The 16,796-nt window shown below is 45.9% G+C and carries 16 protein-coding genes; 9 read left to right on the forward strand and 7 right to left on the reverse strand.

The features are described from left to right. Nucleotides 1-27 precede the first annotated feature (27 nt). Nucleotides 28-468: a pentapeptide repeat-containing protein gene (locus QUA13_RS07170; protein WP_333197686.1), complete on the reverse strand. Its 441-nt coding sequence runs from the start codon at nt 466-468 to the stop codon at nt 28-30. 534 nt (nt 469-1,002) lie between these two features. Here QUA13_RS07170 and QUA13_RS07175 point away from each other — a divergent pair. Next, nucleotides 1,003-4,368, forward strand: coding sequence for an EAL domain-containing protein (locus QUA13_RS07175; protein ID WP_333197687.1), 3,366 nt, complete (start codon nt 1,003-1,005; stop codon nt 4,366-4,368). Nucleotides 4,369-4,509: 141 nt separating this feature from the next. On the opposite strand, the gene sipA is transcribed toward QUA13_RS07175, so the two are convergent. Beyond that, nucleotides 4,510-4,749, reverse strand: coding sequence for a regulatory protein SipA (sipA, locus tag QUA13_RS07180; protein ID WP_333067909.1), 240 nt, complete (start codon nt 4,747-4,749; stop codon nt 4,510-4,512). A 141-nt stretch (nt 4,750-4,890) separates the two neighbouring features. Continuing rightward, nucleotides 4,891-5,094 (reverse strand): hypothetical protein, encoded by a 204-nt coding sequence (locus QUA13_RS07185; RefSeq protein WP_333197689.1) that lies wholly within the window; start codon nt 5,092-5,094, stop codon nt 4,891-4,893. A gap of 200 nt (nt 5,095-5,294) precedes the next feature. Here QUA13_RS07185 and rbfA point away from each other — a divergent pair, with 200 nt between their 5' ends. The 4 genes from rbfA (at nt 5,295) to QUA13_RS07205 (ending at nt 8,121) form a co-directional block, all read left to right on the forward strand. After that, nucleotides 5,295-5,717, forward strand: coding sequence for a 30S ribosome-binding factor RbfA (rbfA, locus tag QUA13_RS07190; protein ID WP_333197690.1), 423 nt, complete (start codon nt 5,295-5,297; stop codon nt 5,715-5,717). Nucleotides 5,718-5,720: 3 nt separating this feature from the next. Beyond that, nucleotides 5,721-5,864 carry a hypothetical protein gene (locus QUA13_RS07195; RefSeq protein ID WP_333197691.1) on the forward strand — a complete coding sequence of 48 codons (144 nt, stop codon included), beginning with the start codon at nt 5,721-5,723 and terminating at the stop codon, nt 5,862-5,864. Nucleotides 5,865-5,884: 20 nt separating this feature from the next. After that, a complete protein-coding gene (locus QUA13_RS07200; protein ID WP_333197692.1) occupies nt 5,885-7,528 on the forward strand; it encodes a glycoside hydrolase family 3 N-terminal domain-containing protein in 1,644 nt (547 codons plus the stop codon). Between the two features lie 362 nt (nt 7,529-7,890). Further along, complete coding sequence (locus tag QUA13_RS07205) at nt 7,891-8,121, forward strand: DUF4327 family protein (RefSeq protein ID WP_172186863.1); 231 nt, start codon at nt 7,891-7,893, stop codon at nt 8,119-8,121. Between the two features lie 74 nt (nt 8,122-8,195). Here the strand turns inward: QUA13_RS07205 and QUA13_RS07210 are convergent, their stop codons facing one another. The 3 genes from QUA13_RS07210 to QUA13_RS07220 form a co-directional block, all read right to left on the reverse strand. Next, on the reverse strand, nt 8,196-8,600 hold the full coding sequence (locus tag QUA13_RS07210) for a hypothetical protein (RefSeq protein WP_333197693.1): 405 nt from the start codon (nt 8,598-8,600) through the stop codon (nt 8,196-8,198). Nucleotides 8,601-9,017: 417 nt separating this feature from the next. Continuing rightward, nucleotides 9,018-10,151, reverse strand: a complete 1,134-nt coding sequence (locus tag QUA13_RS07215; protein WP_333197695.1) for an ABC transporter ATP-binding protein — start codon at nt 10,149-10,151, stop codon at nt 9,018-9,020. 50 nt (nt 10,152-10,201) lie between these two features. After that, nucleotides 10,202-10,771 (reverse strand): HD domain-containing protein, encoded by a 570-nt coding sequence (locus tag QUA13_RS07220; RefSeq protein WP_333197696.1) that lies wholly within the window; start codon nt 10,769-10,771, stop codon nt 10,202-10,204. Nucleotides 10,772-10,916: 145 nt separating this feature from the next. Here QUA13_RS07220 and QUA13_RS07225 point away from each other — a divergent pair, with 145 nt between their 5' ends. Next, the gene (locus QUA13_RS07225; RefSeq protein WP_333197697.1) at nt 10,917-11,540 is read left to right on the forward strand and encodes a Uma2 family endonuclease; all 624 of its coding nucleotides are present in this window, start codon (nt 10,917-10,919) and stop codon (nt 11,538-11,540) included. A 279-nt stretch (nt 11,541-11,819) separates the two neighbouring features. Then, nucleotides 11,820-12,002 carry an SDR family oxidoreductase gene (locus tag QUA13_RS07230; protein ID WP_445242687.1) on the forward strand — a complete coding sequence of 61 codons (183 nt, stop codon included), beginning with the start codon at nt 11,820-11,822 and terminating at the stop codon, nt 12,000-12,002. A gap of 298 nt (nt 12,003-12,300) precedes the next feature. On the opposite strand, the gene QUA13_RS07235 is transcribed toward QUA13_RS07230, so the two are convergent. Next, a complete protein-coding gene (locus QUA13_RS07235) occupies nt 12,301-12,492 on the reverse strand; it encodes a hypothetical protein (RefSeq protein ID WP_333197699.1) in 192 nt (63 codons plus the stop codon). Nucleotides 12,493-12,607: 115 nt separating this feature from the next. On the opposite strand from QUA13_RS07235, the gene QUA13_RS07240 reads away from it, so the two are divergent. Beyond that, complete coding sequence (locus tag QUA13_RS07240) at nt 12,608-15,376, forward strand: ATP-binding protein (RefSeq protein WP_333197700.1); 2,769 nt, start codon at nt 12,608-12,610, stop codon at nt 15,374-15,376. Beyond that, a complete protein-coding gene (locus QUA13_RS07245) occupies nt 15,369-16,700 on the forward strand; it encodes a response regulator (RefSeq protein WP_333197701.1) in 1,332 nt (443 codons plus the stop codon). Before QUA13_RS07240 ends, QUA13_RS07245 begins: the two co-directional genes overlap by 8 nt. Nucleotides 16,701-16,796 lie beyond the last annotated feature (96 nt).

The following is a 16,796-nucleotide window of genomic DNA, read 5'->3' on the forward strand; positions in this document are numbered from 1 at the left end:
TTGGCGTTTTCCATTCTTTTAAGGAGTTTACTGGTCGTAGCTGCCGCCGACGCCAATTTGAGTATTGTAGATTTTTGCCTCAGTGATGGTCATATCTTCCATTGATGCGCCGGATACGTCAGTGGTGTTAATGATGGCGGCGGTCAGATTTGCCCGATCGAGGTCTGCGTAATTTAAACTGGCATTAGTCAGGAAAACTGCGGTTAAGTTAGCACCCGTCAAGTTAGCACTCGTCAAGTCAGCGCCTTCGAGGTTGGCTTTAGATAGGTTTGCTCCTCGTAAATTTGCTTCTCTCAAGTCAGCACCAATTAGATGGGCTCCCGTTAAATCTGCTCCAGCTAAGTCGCACTGAAAACATTGCCCGGTTGACAATAACTGTTTGACGTGAGCGGGATTTTCAGCGCGAGCCGGGCCTGCCAAAAGTAAGGGAGTAATTAAAAAAGTAGCGGCTAATAGATGGCGTTTCATAATCCCTTTTCCTCACCAGACTGTGTGTTGAAGTTCTTCTGTTTATATCTACAATCTTACCACGGTTGTTTTCGGAATTTGCGATCGAATTCACAGATTGGCTGTGATATCCATTCCCCTCGACAAGCCACAGATGGTCTCGAAAAGCTCGCAAAACTTACTTGGGCAAAACTTAACACTGCCGAACTTAATACAGTGCTTTTTCGTAGTAACCTTTCTAGGTTAGCTACTAAAGCTAACAGATGTGTATTTCTGAAGATGGATATGATTAACGCTGCGATCGATGATTTTAGCCAGCAATCCGATCGCAAAAAGTTCAAAATTAATACATTATTTTTAATAAAAGTGTCACGGGACAGAAAATTTAACTTAAAATAAAGATCCGCTTATAACTTTATAGGTAGACGGAGAGCTGTCACCGACCAGATCCCCAGCCAAAGAGCGGGGTGCATTCTTAACAAGAAATTTTAATTAGGTCTCAGTAGCAGCGCTGTAAAAATTAACCTAGTGCTTGAAAAGCAGCGCTTTTTTGGAATGTCGCAGAATCAACGCGATCGCAAAACTAAATTAAATATGCTCAAAAACGATTCCTCTAAGTATCTGCCAACCTTAGATCAAGTAATTGACCCCTACCCCTTGACAGTTACGCCCGATACCCCACTAGCAGAAGTAATTACCCTGATGGGCCAATGGCGCGGAAGTTGCTCTCTAAACGCAGACATTCCACCAAGCGATATCTACCAGCAACTAACAGAAATCGTAAATGCCCCCACCTCAAGTGCCTTCAGAGACGCCACAGGTATCTGCGTCTTTGTCGTGGAAAAATCTCTCGAAAAATTATCCTCGCACTCTGCTCAAAATTCTCAATTGCAAGGAATCTTTACCGAGAGGGATCTTGTCGATTTGATTGCTTCGGGCAAAAACTTAAAAGGTGTCACCATCGCAGAAGTGATGAGGCAGCCGGCAGCAACTCTGACAAAATCCGAGACTCAAGACATTTTCAGCGCCCTAATTCTGCTGCGGCAACGAAGAATTAAGCATTTGCCAATATTGGACAGTGAGGGTCAACTCTTAGGAGTAATTACGCCGGAAAGCATTCGCCAAGCCATGCTGCAACCGGGAAATATCTTAAAAATGCGCAGCGTGAAAGAAGTAATGACCGCACAAGTCATTCAAGCGCCTCGATCCGCCTCAGTTATGACTTTAGCCGAGTTGATGGCGCAGCACCGGGTTAGCTGCGTGGTAATTACGGAATCAACAGAATTATCGATGAATTTGCCGTTCCCCATTCCAGTAGGTATAGTCACAGAACGGGATATTGTGGAATTTCAAGCTTTAGATATAGATTTGTCGCAAACGATCGCCCAAACAGTGATGAGTACCCCCCTATTTAGTCTCAAGCAAGAAGACTCGCTGTGGGTAGCTCATCTTGAAATGCAGCAGCGTTTAGTGCGCAGGTTGGTAGTAACAGGGGAACGGGGAGAACTCCTGGGAATAGTCACTCAAAGCAACTTACTGCGGGTACTTGACCCGATGGAAATGTCCGGGGCGATCGATGTTCTGCACGATTCAGTCGTAGAACAGACTAGCGAATTGCAAAAAGCGATCGCATCACTCAGCTTGACTAACGCCACACTAGAAAGCGAAATCGCTACCCGCGTGCGGGCCGAGGTGCGGCTGCAACTGCTAGAATCTGCCGTAGTTAACGCTAACGACGCGATCGTGATTATGGATGCGGGACACAGCGATATCTCCGATCCCAGCATCATCTATGCCAACGAAGCTTTTACCCAAATGACGGGTTACCTACCCGAAGAAATCATCGGACAAACCCCCAGTTGCTTGCGCGGCCCAAACAGCGACCCGACCCAGGTCGCTAAAATTCGCCGTGCTTTCTCTCGCCGAGAACCCCTACGCGTGGAATTGATTAACTACCGTAAAGACGGTTCAACTTATTGGGTCGAACTCAACAGCGTACCCATTGCCGACACATCCGGGAACGTCACTCACTGGGTGTCCGTGCAGCGGGATATTAGCGATCGCAAGCGCATGGAACAAGCATTTTTTGAAGAAAAAGAACTCGCTCAGGTTACTCTACAATCGATCGGCGATGCCGTAATCGCTACTGATGCCGACGGCTGCATTTCCACCCTGAATCCAGTTGCCGAAAAACTCACGGGTTGGTCTACCTGGGAAGCTAAAGGTTTGCCCCTCGACAGCGTACTCAGAATAATTGACGAAACTACCCGACTGCCGATCGAAAATATCGCCGAAATCGCTTTGTGCGAAGGCCGGATTGTTGACCAAAGGCACAACAGCTTGCTGATTGCCCGCAACAACCAGGAATTTGCGATCGACCACTGCGTCGCCCCCATCCACGCCAGCAGCGGCAAAATTGTCGGGGCCGTTGTTGTGTTCCGAGATGTTACCCAAGTGCGAACTCAAGCGCGACAACTCACCTGGCAGGCAACTCATGACCCCCTGACGCAATTAGTCAACCGCCGCGAATTTGAGTACCAGCTAGAACAAGCCCTGCACAGTGCTCAAGGTTACGGGCACGAACACGTTATGCTTTACCTGGATCTCGATCGCTTCAAAATAGTTAACGACACTTCCGGTCACGCTGCTGGCGACGAATTGCTGCGCCAAGTCAGCCAGCTATTTAAAGGCAAAATCCGCCAAACCGATATTTTGGCGCGTCTGGGCGGCGATGAATTTGCTGTACTCCTGTATTACAGTCCCCTCGAACGAGGCTTGGATGTTGCAGAATCGCTGCTGCGAAGCATTCAGGGATTCCGGTTTGGGTGGCAGGACAAAACTTTTTCGATCGGTGTCAGTATCGGTTTGGTAACAATTAATCCCAAAACAGTATCGACATCTGCGGTTTTGAGCGCGGCCGATATGGCCTGCTACGCTGCTAAAAATAAAGGCCGCAACCGGGTGCAGGTTTATCAAGCGGGCGATCTAGAATTAATCAAACAGCACGGCGAAACCGAGTGGGTGGTGCAAATTAATCAAGCTTTAGAAGAGAATCGCTTTTGCTTGTACTCTCAGCCGATCGTACATTTGCTCAACTCTCCAACCACCGGAACCCACTGCGAAATCCTGCTCCGCCTCCAGCTTGAAACCGGTCAGTTGGTGTCGCCGATGGCGTTTATTCCGGCGGCCGAACGCTACAACTTGATGCACGCCATCGACTGCTGGGTAATTCGCACTTTATTTAGCAATTTATCTAAAATTTTTACGGCCAATTTATTTGTCCAAAACCCCGGGGTAGACAGCGATAAAATAGTTACCTTCCCTGCTTGCTCTCTTTTGTCTAATCCCAAATTCTCATTTGGCAAGTATCCCAGCCTTTATTCAATCAACCTTTCTGGGGACAGCCTCAACGAAGAAAAGTTTATCGAGTTTATTCAAGAGCAGTTTTCCATCCATCAAATACCGCCAGAAATAATTTGTTTTGAAATTACAGAAACCGTAGCGATCGCTAATCTCAGCAAAGCAGCAAGCTTAATTTGGCAACTCAAGGAACTCGGCTGCCAGTTTGCCTTGGACGACTTCGGCAGCGGGATGTCTTCCTTTGCTTACCTGAAAAGCTTGCCGATTGATTATCTCAAAATTGACGGCAATTTTATTAAAAATATTGCCGACAATCCTATTGATATCGCAATGGTGGAAGCTATTACCAAAATTGCTCACGTCATGGGAATTAAAACTATTGCCGAGTATGTGGAAAGTCAAATAATTATGGATAAACTCAATGAACTTGGGGTAGATTACGCTCAAGGTTATTATTTGGGAAAGCCTCAACCTTGTAACTTCATATCTCCGAGTTTAGAGGAAGTTTTGGGGGAGTTGACGGTTAATTCTTTGGCTTTTGAGGCTAAGCTGGCTTCTTAAACAGGGCCGTTGAGCAATCGATTGTATAAGGGATTTAACGGATTTAACGGAGGGATATTGAGGAAAGAAGGAAAAGAGAGAATAAAAAGGGAGATTTTAAGTTGTGATATCAATTCCCGATTCCCGATTCCCGATTCCCGATTACCCATTACCTTCTACATTAGTTTCCGCCGCTTCAATGTACTGACTGTCTAACAGAAAAGCACCTTTTTCAAAGCGAATGCCCCAATAATTGCCGGGACGCCGATCGATCACAACACCTTCAGCCCCGATCGCAATTAAATTCGCAGGCCGCAGCATCGGCATCGGTTCGGCAGTTTTGACGTAAGGCGGCATCGCCACAACTCGGACTTTTTGACCGATTGTAAATTCTTTTTCCATAAGTTTTATTCCCTAAAAAAACACGGCAATAAAGTAATTTTAACAAAGAATGTTTCTGTTTGATTGATTGATTGATTGATTGATTAGGGATGATATAAAATGAAGAACTATGAAGCGTAATTAAGGGAGTTATAGGCAAAATTATTTATAGTTTAGGCTTCCATCTTCGTTATATTCAAGTTCATAATATTTTCCCCCTAACCCTAAGTCATGAATACATCGTTGGTAGTTTTTGGCTCCCATATCGAAAGGGTTAGTTCTGTTCAATCTTGCCCATTCAGCTATCTTTAGCTGGTTAGTTACCCCTGAAGCATCGGCTACGGTTTTGACAATCCAATCAAACATTTTTTTTCCTCTAAGCTGTCTCTCACTCTACCTCTCTATATTAGCTATATATTCACCTATAGGCAATCAAACATTTTTTTTCCTCTAAGCTGTATCTCACCCCTAACTCGGACGATCGCCCGTAACACCCCTGACCGATCGCGCTACAATTGTCAATCGGGATGAAAATGGCTGATTAGGAAAGTAGAGGAGTAGGTGTTATGGCTACAAGTCGTCGCATTGAGCGTGTAGCTTCAATGGTTAAACGGGAAGTCAGCCTGATGTTGCTGAATGGAATCAAGGACGACCGGGTAGGTGCCGGTATGGTTAGCGTTACCGATGTAATTGTTTCGGGAGACCTTCAGCATACAAAAATTTTTGTCAGCATCTACGGTACTGATGAGGCAAAGGCTGAGACTATGGAGGGTTTGAAATCTGCAACTAGCTACGTCCGCAGCCAGTTGGGCCAACGATTGCAACTGCGCCGGACGCCGGAAGTGATTTTTCTCGAAGACCATTCTTTGGAACGGGGCGATAAAATGCTGATACTGCTGAATCAGCTTTCTGCCGATCGCAAACCGGATCTTCTAGATGCGGAGGAAGAATTCGCTGACGATGAAATTGACGAAACAGACGAGAATTAGTTTATGAAGGAAGAAGGAAGAAGGAAGAAGGAAGAAGGAAGAAGGAAGAGGAAAGAGGAAAGAATTTCTGATTCCCGATTCATAATTCCTGATTACCAATTCCCAATTCCCGATTCCCAATTCCCGATTCCCAAATCTAAAATCTAAAATCTAAAATCTAAAATCGAATGATTGACAATCTTTCCTTACCAGAACTGGTAGCCCAGATGTTCGTGGTGCGCGCTTCAGGCTACTTGTTCGACCACCAAATTCGCTATCCCGAATGGGAACCAACTGCTAGCAAACTCCGCTATTATCTGGAAAATTTGGGCGTCGGCGGTGTGATTTTGGTGGGGGGAAGTGCTGCGGAGTTGGCAGTTCGATCGCACCAATTGCAGTCTTGGGCCAAGTTTCCGCTGCTGCTGGCGGCTGATATTGAGGAAGGTGTAGGCCAGCGGTTCGCGGGGGCGACTTGGTTCGGGCCGCCGATGGCAATTGCCGAAGTGGCGCGGCACGATGCAGGTAAAGCCGATCGATATGCCGAACAAATGGGCGCTGTCACTGCGATCGAAGCTAGGGCGATCGGTCTCAATTGGATTCTCGCACCCGTGGTTGATGTTAACAACAATCCCGACAATCCTGTGATTAACGTCCGCGCTTTTGGCGAGACACCGGAAATTGTCAGCAAATTAGCCGCTGCTTTTATTCGCGGCGCAGGCCCGCACCCGGTTTTGACTACAGCTAAGCATTTTCCCGGCCACGGAGACACGGCGGTTGATTCTCACTTGGAATTGCCGGTTTTGCCGCATTCGCCAGCGAGATTGGCTGAGGTTGAGTTACCTCCTTTTGTCGAGGCGATGGCTGCTGGGGTCGATGCTGTGATGAGTGCTCACTTGCTGATTCCGGCTTGGGATGCCCAATTTCCTGCTACTCTTTCTCGCAAAATTTTGATCGGGAAGCTGCGAGAAGAGTTGGGATTTGAAGGTTTGATCGTGACGGATGCTTTGGTGATGGGTGCGATCGCCAATAAATACGGCGCCAACGAAGCTGCTGTTTTGGCTGCTGAGGCTGGTGCTGATGTTTTGCTGATGCCGCTTGACCCGGAAGGGGCGATCCTCGCTGTTTGCGAAGCTGTCACTCAAGGGCGGCTTTCAATTGCACAAATCAAGGAATCTGTCAAGCGAATTTGGGAAGCGAAAATAAAGGTGGGTTTGTCGATTTCTGACCCCCCCCAACCCCCCCTTGCTAAGGGGGAAAGCAAGAATTTACAATCCACCGACTCGATCGACTTAAGTTTGCTGGCAAATCCTGACTCAAGGGCAACTGCTGCCGATATTTTGCGAAATTCTTTGAAATTTGGCGGAAATCTACCTTTGCAGGTGTCAAAGTCTCCAGAAAACCAGCTTTTGCGGAATTTGATTGTTGTAGATGATGTTTTGGGGTGCGAGTTTTTGGGAAACCACACTCCGGCGATCGCCGTGCCCGAACAGTTTGGTTACAAATTGCAACTGATTGACGATCGCACAGGTGCGATCGCTGATAATGCAGGTGCAGAGGATTTTTCTCCTACACTGCTGCAAATTTTCATTCGCGGCAATTGCTTCCGAGGCAGTGCTGGTTTGACCCAAGCAGCTCAAGATTTGTTTAAGAAATTATTAAAGACGGGAGAACTGCAAGCTGTATTAATTTACGGAAGTCCCTACGTTTTAGAGCAATTTTTGCCGCACTTGCCTCCGAGTATTCCTTATGTATTTTGTTTCGGGCAGATGCCGGTAGCGCAATCTCTCGCTCTAGAAGTGCTGTTTGGAATTGAGGCCACCGGCAATGCTTGAACTGCCGGACTCCTAAATCTTTCTTTTGCTGCTGCGTCAGGACTTAAATTCATCAACCCGGTTTCTCGCAAGAAATAATTTTGGCTTTGGCGGCGAAGCATCCAGAAACCGGGAATCGGGCGCGGGTTCCTACATTCAGAATTGAGCTTTGCAGCAGATGGGTATGCTAGCGCGGAAAAGTTGCGGCCAAAATCCCAAGACAAATCCCATCACTTACTAATCGTTCCTATAATTTTTTAAAATTGACGGCAGTGAATTGTATACCTGTATACTGACAAAATTTTAATTACATATCCGGAATTTTGCATTATATTATTACCAGGGCCATAATTTTTTTTTTACTAAAACCTTGAGGGCGCATTATGATTCAGTCCACTATCAAAATCCAATACTCTTTAGATGTCATCCAGGATGAAGCCCGCCACCTCGTGAACGAGGGCGTGCTGAGCCGACAACAGCCTATCTACACGCTTTGTCAGTTCATCCCACCCCGAGAATGGGCTTGCGTGGAGTGCGAGTTAGAAAAATGCGACTTCTTGCTGCGCGATCGCATTGCCGACCTGATCGGTTCTGAAAACTGGGACAATGACTAAAGTTTGGTTCTCTTAAATAAGTTTGCAAGTCAGTTTCCAAGTCAACTCCGGCTGTGTTAGAGAATCTTGATTCTTTAATCCTGGGAATTTTCGCCGTGCAAATTTTCCAATTCGGCCCTCAGCGCTGCCATGTGTGCAGTTAATTCTTGAATCTCTAGCTTTACGTCAGGCTGTACAACCGACTCGGGAGGAGCATCAGTCGCTGCATCCGATTCCTTGGGCGAGACAGATTCGCTGTCTGCATTCTCCCGCTCCCTCGGTTGAGAGAAAATAGTATCTACAAAATTCCGCGCTTCTCGATCGGTCATTTCTCCTTTTTCCAACAGCTCATCCGCGAGCTGGCCTAAATCTGACTTCAGTTTGTCAAGATTTTCTTCTCGCTTTAGCGGATCTTGCAATGTCTCAATTAAAAAGGAAGTTGCACCTAATGTTAGGTGAAATCCTGTTTGCAGCATTTGAGGCAGGTTGTCGAGATTCATCTAAAAATGCCGCTAGAATGTTTTTATTTTTATGAGTTTTTGGTTCGCCAGTTGCTCCCAAGTCGGCGCGTAAGGCCGATTCTTAGCGGGAAGATGCGCAGTCGTAGGTGGCGATCGCGCCGAGCCAGGAATGATACGCCTTTGAGATGATAGTTTTCTTTGGGGCGGACACTAATTGTATCATTACTCCGTAAATTAATAAATGTCAACTGTAAATTTTTGTAACGAGCAATAAAAACCTCCCCGCTCCAAAAGTCAGTCTATCAAGACTTACGCATGGGGTGGAGAAATCCGGTTTCTACTAAAAATTTGGGACGAGGAACGAGAAATACAGGAAGAAACCCGGTTTCTGAGGTCAGCGTGCACAAATCCTATCTATTTAAGATTTAAGATTTGCAGATTTTAGGTTCAATCGAGTTAAGGATAAAGCGCCTCACCTGTGGATGGGTCAAATATAAATAGTCGATCGAAGTCAAGCTGTACCTTCAGGCGATCGCCCGATCGCAAGCGAACACTCGCAGGTATTTGTAACTGTACAGTAGTTTCCGCGCTCACCAAAGGCAAACTCGCCCGAATTAAAGTTTCTCGCCCCAGAGGTTCCACTACTTTTACCTCTACATCAAGAGGAACTTTTTCTAAAGCCCAAACATCGGTTTTCAAATCATCATCTTCTACTGTTTGTGGCGTAAAGATTTCTATATTTTCTGGACGGATGCCCAAATCAAATCCTTGTCCTTCTCTCGCCTGCAATTTTTTCTGAATCGAGGGCGGACAGGCTAAAGCTTGATTTCCTACTTGAAAGGATTCGTTAGTATATATTACAGGCAAAATGTTCATGGCGGGATTGCCTAAAAATGTGGCAACCATGCGGTTAGCTGGTTTGGCATAAATGCTTTGCGGGTCTCCAATTTGTTGAATTTTTCCCCCATTTAAAACTACAATCTTATCAGCTAAAGTCATCGCTTCCACTTGGTCGTGGGTGACGTAAACTGTGGTAATTCCCAGCCGTTGATGCAGTTGTTTTAGTTCTGCTCTAGTGTCGTCTCGCAGTTGAGCATCGAGGTTAGAAAGCGGTTCATCTAACAGGAATACTTTCGGTTCGCGGGCGATCGCCCTTCCCAGTGCTACCCGCTGCTGCTGTCCGCCTGATAGCTGTTTGGGCTTACGCTTGAGGAGGTGGTCGATCGAGAGCGATCGGGCCACTGTTTCGACTCGTTCTTGAATTTTAGTCGGGTCAACATTCCGCATCCGCAATCCAAAAGCCAGATTTTCTGCGACAGTCATGTGCGGGTAAAGCGCGTAATTTTGAAACACCATTGCTACATCCCGCTGTCTGGCCGGAATGTTGTTAACTAAATTATCTCCGATGTAAAGATTGCCGGAAGTTGCGGTTTCTAAGCCGGCAATTGTCCGCATAATTGTGGATTTCCCGCAGCCGGATGGCCCGACTAATACCCAAAATTCCCCATCCGGGATTTTGAAGCTGATGTTTTCGATCGCGGTGACGTTTTGGTAGCGTAGGGTAATATTTTCTAAGCGAACATTTGCCATTTTGTGACTGTAATTGGTAATTGATAATTAGTGATTTTTACCTTCAGTCTTCAGCCTTCAGAAAACTGTTGCAATTCTAAAACTGTGCGGTCTAATTCTTCAACTATAGGCGTTAACTCAGCTTTGCGGAATGCTTCTACTAAAGAACGATAATACCAGAGAGAACCGTCTTTGCCGCCTTTGAAGCGTTCCCAAACAACGTCACCCAATTGACGGGAATCTTTCAGGATCGATCGAACATTATAAAGTTTATCAGCAGCCGAGACTAATCTCACTGAGCCAGAAGCTGTAGAAATGCGATCGATATAAGCTTGTTTTCGCTGACGCCAAGGGGGTTTCGGCGTCTCGTCACTGTCGGTACAGCCGTCTACAATCGCTGTGACGGTATCGCCAAAGCGGCGGCGGATGGCTTCGCGGGTGGTGGGGCCGCCTCGATCTTCGATCGCATCGTGAAGCAAAGCTGCGATCGCCTCATCTTCATTTGCCCCATATTCTAAAGCTATACTAGCAGTGCCCAACAAATGGGCAATGTAGGGAACGCCCGAACCTTTGCGAAGTTGGGTAGCGTGCAATTCGGCGGCATAGGTGAGGGCTTCAGAAAAACGGTTTGAGAGAATCATGAAAGTCACCTTTCTGAATTGCTATGATATATAAATTGTCGCGCTAAGTTGAAAAGACAAAATCTACCAAGTTCCATAAGATCGTAAAGATGCGATCGAGAGCTATCGCTTGTACAATTATAATCGTTAAAGAGAGGTTGCGAGCATGACAGCTACTATAATTATACCCAAAAATGCCGACCAAAACTCAGAACCAGAATCACAGCAAAAATTAGAAAATATACCCGAAATTCACCCAGAATCTGAACGAGAAAAAGTCATATCTCTAGAAGAATTTTTAGTCAAGCCTGTTGATAGAATGGAATGGGTTGACGGCAACTTATTGGAGAAAACAGGAATGACATTCAAGCACGGTCTCGCTCAATCTAAATTATGTACATCCTGGAGAAATTACAAAAATTCCAGCGGACGGGGAGGAGAAGTTGTTACAGAAGTCCTTTGCCGCACTAACAAACAGGGTCGCCGTCCCGATGTTGCTTACATTACTCCTGAACTGCTGCCAGAATCAGGCAATTTTACAGCATTTTCCCAAAGTTTTTCTTTGATAGCGGAAGTTGCTTCCCCGGAAGATAGCGGCGAAGAGTTATTTGCAAAAGCTCAAGAATATTTGGAATCGGGATGTTTAGAAGTTTGGCTGCTGTTTCCTGAAGCTAGATTAATATTTGTGAATGCAGGGCAACGCTGGCGGTTGTTTAATGCCGATGAAGTTGTTAACACTCAAAGTGTGCTTGCAGGTTTTAGCGTAGCCGTCAGTGAATTGTTGGCTTGAGGAAGTTGTTAAAATAATTTATTAAAATCATAAAAAGAGCAACTAACGGTGAGAAACGTTAGCTTAAGACTGGGTTGAATGAGAATGTGGGAGCGATAAAATCGAGTTTAAGATTGCTCTAGAGGTAAAATTGAAGTATTAATAAAGTCGATCGCGCTCTAAATCTAACGTTCCGCTTTTCCAAATCAACGTCAAAGGCGTTTTTCTAGGTTTGCAAGAGGCTGCAACTCGGCTTCACGATCGTGGACGGGCAATCATTTTTCTGCGTCTGTTACCCGTTTGATGTTGCCGACTCATGGCGTTTACTCAGCAACCAAAGCAGCAGTAGAGCAGTTAACAGGGGTGTTTGCAAAAGAAGTCGCAGCGCGGGGCTTCACAGTTAATTATTTTTCTCCAGAACCTACAAATACTGACTTGTTTCTAGAGGGTAAAGTAGTTCAATACTTTAACCCGTATAATTAAGGTATCTCTAGCTGTGGTATCTGTCAATGCCCAAGCCCGATGTATTTATTACGTTTCGCGTCACTCAAGAAGAGAAAGAATTATTAAATAAAAATTGCGATCGAGAAGTGAGAAATCAAACCAGTTGTGCTAAAAGCTCGGATTAGGGGAATGCGGTTTAGACTGAAAATGACTGACCTTAAACGGTAAGTAGATTAATCTCACGACTAGAAGCCATCGGCTTTCTCTGCGATTTTGTGTAAGCGGTAGTCTTGGATTGGAATTGGGTTGAGAGATTGCGGGTGGAGTGCGATCGCCTTTAAACTTGAGCCAGAACGATCGCCCGATTTACTACAAAAAAAAGTCGGCTAACAGATCCGAGCCGATCGCAGCCTCCCAGCCACTCCACCAACCAACGGCATATCAACCAACTCAGCGATTGTTGTACTTCCGTGACAAAAGAAAACCACTCGCAACTTACTAATGCGACTGCTCGTTGGAGGTACGGCATTAATTGTTAGTTTCGGTGTCTAGCCAGGAATTTAAGCACCTTGAAAGCTCTACCAAGGTGGATTGAACATCAAGCTAGCAATTCCTCAAGTCTATTGTCTACAGAAGCCACTACCATGTCTGTGCCAAACTTATCCCTGAATCTATTTAAACTTAAGCGCAAACTTTCTCTGCGATCGCTCTTGATTGTCCCGTTTGTTCTACAAATCTTTGCAGCAGTTGGATTAACCGGATATATTTCTCTGAGAAATGGACAGAAGGCAGTCAATGATGTTGCCAGTCAGTTACGACAAGAGATGAGCGATCGCCTCAACCTGCAAGTTCTGAACTATTTGGAAAAACCTTATATTGCCGGACAAGTAATTGTGGCTGCGGCTCAGAAGAAACAGTTAGATTTAACCGATGTAGCGAAACTGGAGCAGATGCTCTGGCTGTTAGTCAGGCAAGACCTCATCGAACAAATGACGATTGCCAAGCCTGACGGTACGAGCGTGTCGATAGAGGAGCTAATAGATGGAAGTATCGTTTCTCGGATTGGTAGCAAAGCGAATCTCCCGCAGCGCTCAATTTATAGCCTAGACGATCGAGGTCAACAGATTGCCCTGATCGAAACTCAACGTGATTTTAACCCACTGAAACGACGTTGGTATACGCTTGCACAGGAAACCGGAAAACCAGCCTGGACAAAGCCCTTCGTAGGCAAGGCAACTAAAGAGTCTGCAATTTCCCTATGCCAGCCAATCTATAGCGAGGATCGAACGTTGTTGGGGGTTCAAAATAGTGTCTTTCGGACTAGCAAGATTCATCGCTTTCTGAGTGAGCTAAAGGTAGGGCAGACGGGTCAAACTTTTATTATCGATCGCTCGGGTAATCTGATTGCAAGTTCAACTATCAAAGAGCCTTACATCATTGACCTGAAAAATGATAATTTGCAACAAATTCCCGCCGAGAAGTCTGAAAATTCTGTAATTCGTGCCACAGCGCAAGCAATCCTCGATCGGTTTGGCAACTTTACCGCCATTCAACAAAGTCAACAGCTTGATTTTTGGCTGGCAAATCAGCGGCAGTTTGTTCAAGTTTCAACCATTCAAGACGAACGAGGTATCGACTGGTTGAGCGTCGTTGTGGTGCCTGAATCAGATTTTATGGCACAAATCAATGCCAATACTCGCACGACCATTTTGCTGTGTCTAGGGGCTTTGGCGGTGACAACTATACTGGGTTTGTTAACTTCGCGTTGGATTACCAAACCGATTTTGCAGCTACAAAAAGCCAGTCAGGCTATTAGCTTCGGACAGTTGGACCAAACACTTCAGGTGCAAGGCATTAGTGAATTAGAATCGCTGGCAGATTCCTTTAACCAGATGGCAGGTCAACTCAAAACCTCCTTTATTAAACTGGAAAGTCGGGTTGAGGAACGCACCGCAGAACTGAAAGAAGCAAAACTGGTAGCCGATAGCGCGAACCAAGCAAAAAGCGAATTTCTCGCCAACATGAGCCACGAACTCCGCACTCCCCTCAACGGCATTTTAGGCTATGCTCAAATCCTCAATCGCAGCAGCGCATTGCCAGCAAAAGAACGTCATGGGGTAGAGGTCATTTACCAGTGCGGTTCTCATTTGCTGACGCTGATTAACGATGTGTTGGACTTGTCCAAAATAGAAGCCGGCAAACTAGAACTCACACCTAAAGCGATTCACTTTCCCTCATTCCTCCAAGGCGTGGCTGAAATCTGCCGTATTCGTGCTGACCAAAAAGGCATTGACTTCGTTTACGATCCCGATCCGCAGTTGCCGGAAGGGGTTTTTGCCGATGAAAAACGGCTGCGGCAGGTATTACTCAACTTGCTGGGAAATGCGATTAAATTCACCGACAAAGGTGCTGTTACGATCGAGGTTGCCGTAGTTGAGAATCATGCCAATCCGTCCACTCGCTCTTTCAAATTTCAAGTTGAAGATACGGGCGTAGGAATTGCGCCGGATCAATTGGATCAAATTTTTCAGGCTTTTGAACAAGTGGGCGATCGCCAGCGCCAAGCCGAGGGCACGGGTTTAGGACTGGCGATCAGCCAAAGGATTGTCCAACTCATGAACGGACAAATCCAAGTTAAGAGCCAACCCGGAGTCGGCAGTCAGTTCTTTTTTGAGGTGGAACTGGCGATCGCCACCGATTGGGCACAGCAAAACTCCTTCACAACAGGAAAACAAATTATTGGTTACGAAGGACAACGACGCAGCATACTTGTAGTAGACGATCGTTGGGAAAACCGAGCCGTTCTCGTCAACTTGTTAGAGCCACTAGGATTCCAACTTAGTGAGGCAGAAAATGGACAAGCAGGATTGGAAAAAATCCGACAGTCTCAACCTGACTTAGCGATTACGGATTTGGTGATGCCAGTGATGGACGGCTTTGAACTGCTCAAACAAATTCGCAGTGCAAATGATTTGCAACACCAGAAGATCGTTGTTTCTTCTGCATCAGTCGCACAAGCCGATCGACAGATGAGTTTAGATGCCGGGGCAAATGATTTCTTAGCAAAGCCAGTGGAAGTTAGTGAATTATTTAACCTCTTAGCCACTCATTTAAAATTGGAGTGGAAATATGAAGCGACATCAAGTAATTCTCAGCCAGCCACTCCGACGACTGGATTACAAAATTCAGAGATAACTATTTTTCCTGCCACTGTGGAGTTAAAGACGTTACTAGAAATGGCTCAAAAAGGCAATTTAAAACGGCTCCGAGAACACACAGAGCAGATTGCTCGCTCTAACCCTCACTACGCTAGTTTTGCCTCACAAGTTATTCAACTTGCGAAGCAATTTAAAGCCGAAGAGATTGAAGACTTGCTGAAACAACACCTCACAAGGGAGAAAGCCGATGTCTAGTCCTGAATTAATTCTGGTGGTGGATGATACCCCTGCAAACTTAGAAGTGGTTTGTGAAACCTTAAGTGATGCGGGGTACGAAGTAGCAACCGCGATCGATGGCGATCGCGCTCTTAAGAGAGTCCAAGCTTATCCTCCCGATCTGATCTTGCTCGATGTTCAAATGCCAGGAATTGACGGCTTTGAAACCTGCCAACGTCTGAAGGCAGATCCCAGAACAGCCAGTATTCCGATCATTTTTATGACCGCTCTCTCCGATGCCGACAGTAAGGTGAAAGGATTTGTTCTGGGTGCTGTGGACTACATCACCAAACCCTTTCAAGAACAAGAGGTGCTGGCACGGGTGAAAACTCATTTGCAGCTACGGCAGTTAACTAAAAATCTCGAACAGCGTGTAGCTGAGCAAACGGCTGATTTAGAAGCAGCATTCACACAACTGCAACAGTCTCAGCTTCAGTTAGTCCACACCGAAAAGATGTCTGCTTTGGGCAATTTAGTGGCGGGTGTCGCGCACGAAATTAATAATCCGCTAGGCTTTATTGCTGGCAATCTGAAACCTGCTCAAGACTATATTAAAGACCTCTTTAAACTGATAGATTTCTACCAAAAAGAACTCCCGTGTCCAAGTGCTTCGCTACAGGAAGTCGTGGAAGAAATAGACTTGGAATACTTGCAAGAGGATTTACCCAAGTTGATCGATTCGATGCAAGAAGGAGTCGATCGCATTCGCACAATCAGTACCAGTTTAAGAACCTTCTCGCGTTCGGATTCCGATCGTCCCATTCATTACAATATCCACGACGGGATAGACAGCACGCTCTTGATTCTCAAACATCGCCTCAAAGCCAACGAATCTCGCCCGGAAATTCAAGTCATCACAGATTATGGCGATCTGCCACAGGTAGAATGCTTTGCCGGACAGTTGAATCAGGTATTTATGAATCTGCTGGCCAATGCGATCGATGCCCTTGAGGAATCAAATAAAGGACGCAGTTTTGCTCAGATCAAAGCCAACCCCAACCAGATTACTGTCAAAACCCAATTGTCGGAATCTCAGGCAGCGATCCGAATTCAAGATAATGGGATTGGCATGACGGATGCGGTGAAGCCAAAAATCTTTGAGCATCTGTTTACCACCAAAGGCGTGGGGCAAGGAACAGGGCTAGGATTGGCGATCGCTCGTCAAATCGTAGTCCAGAAACACTCTGGAACTCTAGAAGTCAACTCTAATTTAGGTGAAGGTACAGAGTTTGTGATTTCAATTCCCGTGAAGGCGATCGCTGTAAAAGACATTCAGGCAAAAATCTGCGTTGACGCAGCATAAGAAATCGTTGCAGCGGCGGTATAAAGATGATGGCTGATGCTGCAAAGGCGATCTGCAGCCGCTGAACTCAACCTTTGTTATAGATATCATTAACGG

It is taken from the genome of Microcoleus sp. S28C3, assembly GCF_036700785.1.
In the GTDB taxonomy this organism is placed as follows: domain Bacteria; phylum Cyanobacteriota; class Cyanobacteriia; order Cyanobacteriales; family Microcoleaceae; genus Microcoleus; species Microcoleus asticus.